Source organism: Streptomyces sp. NPDC058459 (assembly GCF_042721685.1).
Classification (GTDB): domain Bacteria; phylum Actinomycetota; class Actinomycetes; order Streptomycetales; family Streptomycetaceae; genus Streptomyces.
Map to the genome: position 1 here is coordinate 1 of NZ_JBHXLV010000254.1, position 8,490 is coordinate 8,490.

An 8,490-nucleotide genomic window follows, 5' to 3' on the forward strand; every position below is an offset into this window, starting at 1 on the left:
GCTCAAGCCCGGCCGCGAGCTCCACACCAACGTGGAGTTCTACGCGGGCGTGGTCATGGAACTGTGCGGGATCCCGCGCGAGATGTTCACCCGCGCGGAACCAGGACGAGACGTGGCCGCTGGAGTGCGGCTGCGTCGGCCAGGAGACCACCGGCGCCGGCGGCCTCGCCAAGGCGCTGCGGACCGTGCCCGTCGTCCTGGACATCGCCGAACGGGTGCGCCGCACCAACCCGGACGCCTGGATCATCGACTTCACCAACCCGGTCGGCATCGTCACCCGCGCTTTGCTCCAGGCCGGGCACAAGGCGGTCGGCCTGTGCAATGTGGCGATCGGCTTCCAGCGCAAGTTCGCGGGCCTCCTCGGCACGGCCCCCGAGAAGATCCATCTGGACCACGTAGGGCTCAACCACCTCACCTGGGAGCTGGGCGTGCGCCTGGGCGGCCCGGACGGCGAGGACGTGCTGCCGACCCTGCTGGCCCAGCACACGGAAGCCGTCGCGGCAGACCTCAAGATGCCCCGCACGCTGCTCGACCGGCTCGGCGTCGTCCCCTCCTACTACCTGCGCTACTTCTACGCCCATGACGAAGTGGTACGGGAGCTCGGCACCAAGCCGTCCCGGGCCGCCGAGGTCGCGGCGATGGAGAAGGAGCTGCTGGCGATGTACGGCGACCCCACGCTGGACACGAAGCCCGAACTGCTCGCCAAGCGCGGCGGCGCGTTCTACTCCGAAGCCGCCGTCAACCTGGCAGCATCCCTGCTCGGCAACTCGCCGGGCATACAGGTCGTGAACACCTTGAACAACGGCACCCTGCCCTTCCTCCCCGACGACGCGGTCGTAGAGGTGCAGGCCATGGTGGACGGTGCCGGCGCCACTCCCCTGGTGATCCCGCAGCTCGACCCCCTGTACGCAGGGCTGATAGCGAATGTGAGTGCCTACGAGGACCTGGCTCTGGACGCGGCCCTGCGCGGCGGACGTGACCGCGTCTTCAAGACCCTGCTGGCCCACCCCCTCATCGGCCAGTACGCGATCGCCGACGACCTCACCGACCGGCTGGTCGCCCACAACCGGGAGCACCTGGCATGGGCGTGACCACCACGGAGAGAGCCGCCGTCCTCGCCGTCGACGCGGGCAACAGCAAGTCCGACGTCGCTCTGCTGAGCGCGGACGGCACGTTGCTGGGCGCGGCCCGTGGCGGCGGGTTCCAGCCGCACCTGGTAGGCATCACCGCGGCGCTCGACACGCTCGCCGCGGTGATCTCCGAAGCATGGGAGCGCGCCCGCGTCGCCGGGGTCCTGAAGGGGACCGTCGATCACGTCTCCGCGTGCCTGGCCAACGCGGACTTCCCGGCCGAGGAAGAGGCTCTCGCCGCTGCGATCAGCGACCGGGCGTGGGCACAGTCGGTCACCGTCCGCAATGACACCTTCGCCCTGCTTCGCACGGGCGCCGAGGAGTCGCGCGGGGTAGCTGTGGTGTGCGGCGCGGGCATCAACTGTGTGGGAATGCTCCCTGATGGCCGCACGGCCCGCTTCCCGTCCATCGGCCACATCTCCGGAGACTGGGGTGGCGGGGTCGGGCTCGCGGAGGAAGCGATGTGGTACGCCGCCCGAGCCGAGGACGGCCGAGGTGATCCCACCGCGCTCGCCCGGGTCCTGCCCGCGCATTTCGGCCTGGACTCCATGCACGCCCTGATCGAGAACGTTCACCTGGGACGGATCAGACCGGGATGGCGACACGAGGTCAACCCACTCTTGTTCGCTACCGCGAATAATGGTGACGCGGTGGCGGCAACGCTCGTCGAGCGCCTCGCGGAGGAGGTCGCCGCACTGGCCGGGGTCGCCCTCGCACGCCTCGACCTGCTCCACGAGAGGGTCACCGTCGTCCTGGGGGGCAGCATTCTGGCCGCCGGGCACACAGCGCTCGACGACCGCATCACCACCCTGCTCAGCGCACGCGCGCCCAAGGCGGTTCCGCGAGTGGTCACAGCGCCACCGGTCCTCGGCGCAGGGCTGCTCGGCCTTGACGCCCTGGGCGCACCACAGGAGGCGCGAGTACTCCTGCGCTCGGCATACGGCGAGTAGCCAGTTCCGCAGGGGGGCCGAGCCCAGGGAGCGGCCATCGCACAACGGTCGGGAAGTCCGACGGCCGAGCGGTGGCCGCGACCCGGGCTAGCCCGGGAACACCGGCCAGGGTCGGCCGATGGCACGGAGAGCGGACGGGGCTCCGCTTGAGCGCACTTCCCCGCCCGAGCGGTTACGCCCGCCCCGGTCCGGTCCGGCGCCGGGTTCAAGAACGGCATCCTGGTCGAGCGCGAGGAGGCCGCGTAGTCAGGGGCCGGCAGGTCAGCCGGCGAAACCACCGTTGCTCTTCAGTAGTTGCCCGTTGATCCACTGCCCTCGCGGTGAGCACAGGAAGTCCACCAGATCAGCGGTGTCCTGCGGGCTGCCCGGACGTCCCAGCGGTGTCCGGCGCAGTACGTGATCGCGGATGTCGTCGGACATCCAGCCGGTGTCGATCGGGCCGGGGTCGATCACGTTGGCAGTGATCCCGAGGTGAGCGAGTTCGTGGGCGGTGGCGAGGGTGATGCGGTCGAGAGCGCCCTTGCTCGCCCCGTAGGGCAGGTTGCCGACGGTGTGGTCGCTGGTGAGGGCGAGCACGCGTCCGGTTCCCCGGGTTCCTCGGAAGCGTCGGCCGAACTCACGGATCAGCAGCCAGGAGGCACGCGCATTGACCGCGAAGTGGCGGTCGAAGCTCTCCGGGGTGGTGTCGAGCAGGCCGGAGTCCACCGACTCGCAGTGGCACATCACCAACGCGCAGACGTTGCCGAGGCGCTTCTGGGCTTGGTCGAAGACTCGCCCTGGGGCCTCAGGATCGGCGAGGTCCGCCTCGATCGCCACCGTGTCGGCGCCCCGCTCTTCCAGGGCCGTTGCGATGGTTTCCGCGGCGTCAGTCTCGGCGCCCCAGGCCATGCGCGCGTCGTACAGCGTCCAGTAGGTGAAGGCGACATTCCAGCCCGCTTCGGCCAGTCGGCGGGCGATCCCCGCACCGATCCCGATGGACCGGCCGACGCCGGTCACCAGCGCGACCGGTCTGGCGGCGTCGAACAGCGGCTTCTCATCAGCGGTCGTCACGAGACGCAATCGTTCGGCCTCCTACAGGGGAACGGCAACCCGATTTTCCTTTACCTCACCCACAGGTCTTGGCGATTGCTCTCCTGGACGAGCCCGTGCAGCAGCGCGTTTGATCCTTCCGATGCATGCCGACCTCGCGCTGTCCGGTTCGGGGCACCTGCGGTCGCCCCGAACCGGCTGAAGGCCGAGAACCCGGTCCGTTCGTCGCCGGTGTCACGCGCCGTCCGGCAGCGAGAGCCTGCCGACGACGTCCCATCGGTAGGCCCCCGGCTCACGGTGCATGGTCACCAGCTCGACGGACTCCACGCGCACGGTCTAGGTGGGGAGAGCGCGCATAGGGACCAGCGCAGCCCGCACGCTCGACCGTGCCGATGCGACCCAGGGTGAGGTGGATTCCGCCGGCTGGTATGGGGTCGTAGGGGAAGGGGGCGACAACTGACTGGAGCTGGGCGATCTGGCCGTTGAAGGCGGCGTCGGGGAAGGTCAGGAGCCAGTAGTAGGCGTGGGTGCCGGCGCCCCAGCCGGGGCGCTGCCAGTGATCCGCTACTTCGTGGATTTCCTCGAACGCGGCCCAGTCGTGAGCCGCGACCACGTCGGGGTCGTCGGGGTCCGTGGGCGGGTCGACGGGGAAAGCGGCGGGGTGTGACTCAAGCATCGGCACGAAGCGTCCTCCTCGCGTCGGGCAGGACATGGTGACAGCCGCGGCAGACCTGTGGCGCGGCGTGGGCCCGCCACCGCTTCCACGGTCGGATGCGGCCACGACGGTGCTGACGCGCGGGACGGCGAAGTGGCCGGCCCCGCTGTTTCCCGGCGACGGCCTAGGCGTGCGGCACGGGCGAAGCAGTGCCGCCCTACGTGGCCAGATCAGCCCGCGAGGACCCGGCCTGGTGCCCGGTTTGGCCGACTCATGCCGCCCAGGCAGCGGCTCCCCCGGCGGCGTAAGGAGAGGTCGGTGACCGCAGGACCTCACACCTCTGTGGCGTCTTCTTCACCAGTCCAGTATGAACCTTACGCCAACGTTGTTGTGGGGTAAGGAATCTGACAGAGCGTCATGATCTCCGGTGATACGCTTCGTGCACATGCCATATGAGCTTTCGTTTCGGCATGTCTACCCCCAGCGGGCTCTCCGGGCGGTGACGTCCGCCCACGGCCGAGGGCCCGTTTGGACAGGTTCCGAGAGCTGGACTCCAGCCGCTCAAAGAGAGTCACATGACGAATTTTTGGCATAACCCGGCAGTCTGGGCGCTTGTCGTCGGCGTCGCTGTCGCCATCTGGGTGATCACCCGCCAGCGAAAAACGATCAATGCGCTGCGCCACGAGAAGCAGGGTGTGCAGGGTGAGCTGTCCGGATCGCGGGGCGAGGTCGCTCACCTCGAGTCCACGGTCACCGATCTGCGCAGCGGCTACGACGAGGTGGTCCGCCAGGCGAAGGAAGAGGCGGAAAACGCCACCAACACCGTACTGAAATCGGCCATGCGGACCCTCCAGGGCCTCGCCGTGGAGCAGCAGCGGGCCATTTCCGGGCTGCAGAAGAAGTACGGCGACTCCGCCGTGTTGCGGGACATGCTGGACATCGACCACATGAACTCGCAGTTCAACCGGCGTGCGCAGTCCATCGGTGTGCTGTGCGGAGGATGGCTTGGCCGGCAGCGGGAGGCCGCACCGGTTCATGACGTGATCCGCGGAGCGCAGGGCCGCATTCGGGCCTACCAGCGCGTGGACATCGCCTCGCGGGTCGACTTCGCGGTGACCAGCCGTGCCGTTGAGCCGATCGCGCTGGCGGTGGCCGAGCTGCTCGACAACGCCACCAGCTACTCCGATCCGTCCACCACGGTCGACGTCGAGGTGCGGCCAGTGCCCACCGGCATCGTCATCGTGATCGATGATGCCGGCGTGGGCATGAGTGAGGAAGAAAGGACGAACGCCACCGCTCTGCTGTCCGGCGGGTCCGCGGTGCACGTCTCCGAGCTAGGCAACCCGCCCAAATTCGGGTTCGCGGTGGTCGGTGCCCTGTGCGCCAGGTTCGGGTTCACGGTCACCATCGACAGCACCTCTCCCTACGGCGGTGTCCGCGCGGTGGTGAGGGTGCCCAAGGAGTTGCTGACCGACATGCCGGAGCCCAAGAGGCCCACGACCACACACGAGGTCAATGCCACCGCGGTGAGCCAGGGTTCGGTTCCCGCAACGACAGAGGACGGGCTGCCCCGGCGGCGCAGCAAGCGCGGTATGGCGCTCGTGGCGGACAGCGACAGCAAGCCGGACGAGGCGCCGTCGGCCCGGTCAGCAGAGGCACGGGTCGCGGCCATGGGCGCTTTTCAGCGTGGCACTCTCAGCGGCCGAAGTGCACGGGTGCCGGCCGCCGATCGCGATACCACTGCCGATTCACACGAAGGATTCGATGCCCCGTGAGTAGCGACGAGCTGTCCTGGATGCTCGAGGACGCGCTGAAGATCCCGCACGCCCTCCACGCGGTCCTGATCTCTGCCGACGGCCTCCAGATGTCCCGTACCGCCGAGATCCATCGGGACGACGCCGACAAGGTGGCCGCCGCCGTGAGCGGACTGCAGTCGCTCAGCCGGTCCGTCTCCTTCTTCTGCGGTGACCACGGAGTGAACTGGCGCCAGACCCTGATCGAATTCGACGGAGGCTGGGTGTTCCTGAACGCCGCGGGCGGCGGCAGCTACCTCGCCGTGGCGGCGTCGGCCGAGGTCGATATGCAGGTCATCACCTACCGGATGCAGCAGCTGGTCAGCCGGCTGGGCAAGGCCATGTCGACCGGCCTGCGCGGCGACGCGGTCACCTCATGACGGACCCCGGCCGCGGCGAGCCCGAGTTCGTGTCCGAGACCGGCGAATTAGTCCGGCCCTACGTCATCACCCGTGGCCGTGAGCTGCCCGAAGAAGGGGAGTTCGCCCTCATCACCCTGGTGACGACGGCCACCGACGAGCAGCAGCGCCCCCAGCGGCTCTCGCCCGAGGAGCAGCAGATCCTGGACATGTGCTCCAGCGGTTACCTCTCAGTCGCCGAGATCGCCGCGCACTCGCAACTGCCCCTGGGCGTCGTGAAGGTTTTGCTCAGTTCCCTCGCCGAGGCGGGTCATCTCATCACCCGGGCGCCGGTGCCCTCGACCCGTTTCGCCAACAAGGCATTGCTTCAGGAGGTGCTCGATGGCCTCAAGGCTCTCTCTGTCTGAGGACGCCTACGTGCGCAGCGGCGCACAGCAGACCGCGGTGAAGATCCTCGTCGTCGGGCACTTCGCCGTCGGCAAGACCACCCTGATCGGCTCGCTGTCCGAGATCACCCCGCTGTCCACCGAGGAGAAGATGACGACGCTCTCGGAGCGCGTCGACGACCTCAAAGGGGTACAGGGGAAGACCACCACCACGGTCGCCCTGGACTTCGGTCGCCTCACCCTCAGCGAGCGCATCGTCCTTTATCTGTTCGGCTCGCCCGGCCAGCAGCGTTTCGTGAATCTGTGGGACGACATGGCCCGGGGAGCGCTGGGGGCCCTGGTCCTGGTGGACCCCGAGCGCCTGGCCGATTCCTTCGAGGTCATGGATCTGGTCGAGAGCTACGGCCTCGACTTCGCTGTGGCCATCAACCAGTTCGACGGCGGCAAGGTCCACGCCCCGGAAGCCGTCCGGGAAGCGCTTGACCTGCTGCCCGACACACCTGTCGTCACCATCGACGCGCGCGACAAGAAGTCGAGCGTGAACGCCCTGATCACCATGGTCCGCTATCTGCAGAAGCGCGCCGCCCTGGAGCACGCATGACAACGCCGCCCGTACCTCCGCCCGGCTGCCCCGCACACGGCAGCGGGCAGCGCATACCCCTGGACAGCGCCGAGTTCGCTGCCAACCCGCACGCCTACTACCGCTATATGCGCGAGCTGGGCCCCACCGCGCCGGTCACCATCGCCCCCGGCGTGGAGGCGACGCTGGTGACCGACTACAACGCCGCCCTGGAACTCCTCCAGGACTCGACCACCTTCCGCAAGGACTCCCGCCGCTGGCGTGCGCTGAACGAGGGCCGCGTCAGTCCCGACAGCCCGGTCCTGCCGCTCCTGGCCTACCGGCCGAACGCGATGTTCACCGACGGCGCCGAGCATGTGCGGCTGCGCCAGGCCATCACCGACTCCTTCGCCCGCGTCAGCAACAAACGGCTGGCCGGGATGGTGAGCCAGGCCGCCCAGTTCCTCATCAACCAGTTCAGCGCCCGCGGCAGCGCCGACCTGCTCAGGGACTACGCGCAGCAGCTCCCGCTGTACGTGTTCAACGAGCTGTTCGGCTGCCCGGCGGAAATCGGCGACCGGGTACTGTTCGGCATCTCCGGCATGTTCGACGGCGTCAACGCCGAGCAGGCGAGCCAGGTCCTGCTCGGGGCGGTCGGCGAACTGGTGGCGCTCAAGCGCGCGCGGCCCGGCGAGGACATCACGTCCTACCTGATGCAGCACCCAGCGCAGCTGAACGACGAGGAGCTGGCGCACACGCTGGTGCTGCTCCTCGGTGCGGGCGGCGAACCCGAGGGCAACCTGATCGGCAACAGCTTCTACACGATGCTGACCAATGAGGAGTTCGCGCGCTTCGGGCAGTTCGACAGGGCCCTGGACGACACTCTGTGGCGCAACGCGCCGATGTCCAACTACGCGCCTCACTACCCGGTCGACGACACGGACGTGGCCGGCGACAAGGTGCACGCCGGTGAACTGGTGCTGGTGTCCTTCGGCGCCGCCAACACGGCGCTCGCTGACCGGGGCGCCGACACCCGGGGTCACCTCGCCTGGAGCGCGGGTCCGCACGCCTGCCCGTCGAAGGACCCGGCGCGGCTGATCGCCTTGACCGGCCTGGAGACGCTGTTCAACGCCTTGCCCGACGTGGAACTCGCGGTCCCCGCGGACAGTCTCACCTGGCGTCCCGGTCCCTTCAACCGGGCTCTGGCCTCCCTCCCCGTCCGTTTCAGCGCGGTGACCCCGCGCCCGGCGGCCGTACCGGAGCCGGCCGCCGCGCCCCGCGACCAGGCACTCCCCTACACGGGGCCCGCCGCCGGGCCTGCGGCACCTCAGCTCACCGGTAGGCCGGGACGCTGGAGCAGCTTCATGCGGTGGCTGACGGGCCAGTAGCCCACACCCGCTGCGACGCATGTGACACAGGCAGTTGATGGAGTCTGCATGAGAGATCAACTTCCTGGGTAGGACGGCGCGGAGTGTCTGGAGCGACACAAGTAGAAGGAGAGGCAGTGGACCTCGCAAGCACCTCCGCGCCCCGTTCCACCGGCGACCGGCCGGGCCAACGACGCACCACCCCTCACAGAAGACACCTTGGCGGGGGCGGTGACACTGATCATGCGCCGGACCGGATACC

The 8,490-nt window shown here is 68.8% G+C and carries 8 protein-coding genes and 2 pseudogenes; 8 read left to right on the forward strand and 2 right to left on the reverse strand.

The genetic code is table 11. The features are described 5' to 3' along the window. The 3 genes and pseudogenes from ACFWN1_RS29580 to ACFWN1_RS29590 all read left to right on the forward strand — a co-directional run. A pseudogene (locus ACFWN1_RS29580) lies at nt 1-91 on the forward strand (citrate synthase); the annotation flags it as partial. A gap of 1 nt (nt 92) precedes the next feature. Further along, nucleotides 93-1,091: pseudogene (locus tag ACFWN1_RS29585) on the forward strand (6-phospho-beta-glucosidase); the annotation flags it as partial. Continuing rightward, nucleotides 1,082-2,080, forward strand: a complete 999-nt coding sequence (locus ACFWN1_RS29590) for an N-acetylglucosamine kinase (RefSeq protein ID WP_384368580.1) — start codon at nt 1,082-1,084, stop codon at nt 2,078-2,080. The pseudogene ACFWN1_RS29585 and the gene ACFWN1_RS29590, both read left to right, overlap by 10 nt. A 261-nt stretch (nt 2,081-2,341) precedes the next feature. On the opposite strand, the gene ACFWN1_RS29595 is transcribed toward ACFWN1_RS29590, so the two are convergent. Next, on the reverse strand, nt 2,342-3,130 hold the full coding sequence (locus tag ACFWN1_RS29595) for an SDR family oxidoreductase (RefSeq protein ID WP_384368583.1): 789 nt from the start codon (nt 3,128-3,130) through the stop codon (nt 2,342-2,344). 271 nt (nt 3,131-3,401) lie between these two features. After that, nucleotides 3,402-3,791, reverse strand: a complete 390-nt coding sequence (locus tag ACFWN1_RS29600; RefSeq protein ID WP_384368586.1) for a hypothetical protein — start codon at nt 3,789-3,791, stop codon at nt 3,402-3,404. Nucleotides 3,792-4,339: 548 nt separating this feature from the next. Here ACFWN1_RS29600 and ACFWN1_RS29605 point away from each other — a divergent pair. Genes ACFWN1_RS29605 through ACFWN1_RS29625 form a run of 5 tightly spaced genes read left to right on the forward strand, consistent with a single transcriptional unit; the run spans nt 4,340 to nt 8,249 of the window. Next, entirely contained in the window at nt 4,340-5,539 is a 1,200-nt protein-coding gene (locus tag ACFWN1_RS29605) for an ATP-binding protein (RefSeq protein WP_384368589.1), read from the forward strand. Between the two features lie 20 nt (nt 5,540-5,559). Next, a complete protein-coding gene (locus ACFWN1_RS29610) occupies nt 5,560-5,937 on the forward strand; it encodes a roadblock/LC7 domain-containing protein (RefSeq protein WP_384368601.1) in 378 nt (125 codons plus the stop codon). Further along, the gene (locus ACFWN1_RS29615) at nt 5,934-6,323 is read left to right on the forward strand and encodes a DUF742 domain-containing protein (RefSeq protein ID WP_384368592.1); all 390 of its coding nucleotides are present in this window, start codon (nt 5,934-5,936) and stop codon (nt 6,321-6,323) included. The genes ACFWN1_RS29610 and ACFWN1_RS29615 overlap by 4 nt, the downstream gene beginning before the upstream one ends. After that, on the forward strand, nt 6,298-6,903 hold the full coding sequence (locus ACFWN1_RS29620; protein ID WP_384368595.1) for an ATP/GTP-binding protein: 606 nt from the start codon (nt 6,298-6,300) through the stop codon (nt 6,901-6,903). The genes ACFWN1_RS29615 and ACFWN1_RS29620 overlap by 26 nt, the downstream gene beginning before the upstream one ends. Beyond that, nucleotides 6,900-8,249, forward strand: coding sequence for a cytochrome P450 (locus ACFWN1_RS29625; protein WP_384368598.1), 1,350 nt, complete (start codon nt 6,900-6,902; stop codon nt 8,247-8,249). Before ACFWN1_RS29620 ends, ACFWN1_RS29625 begins: the two co-directional genes overlap by 4 nt. Nucleotides 8,250-8,490 lie beyond the last annotated feature (241 nt).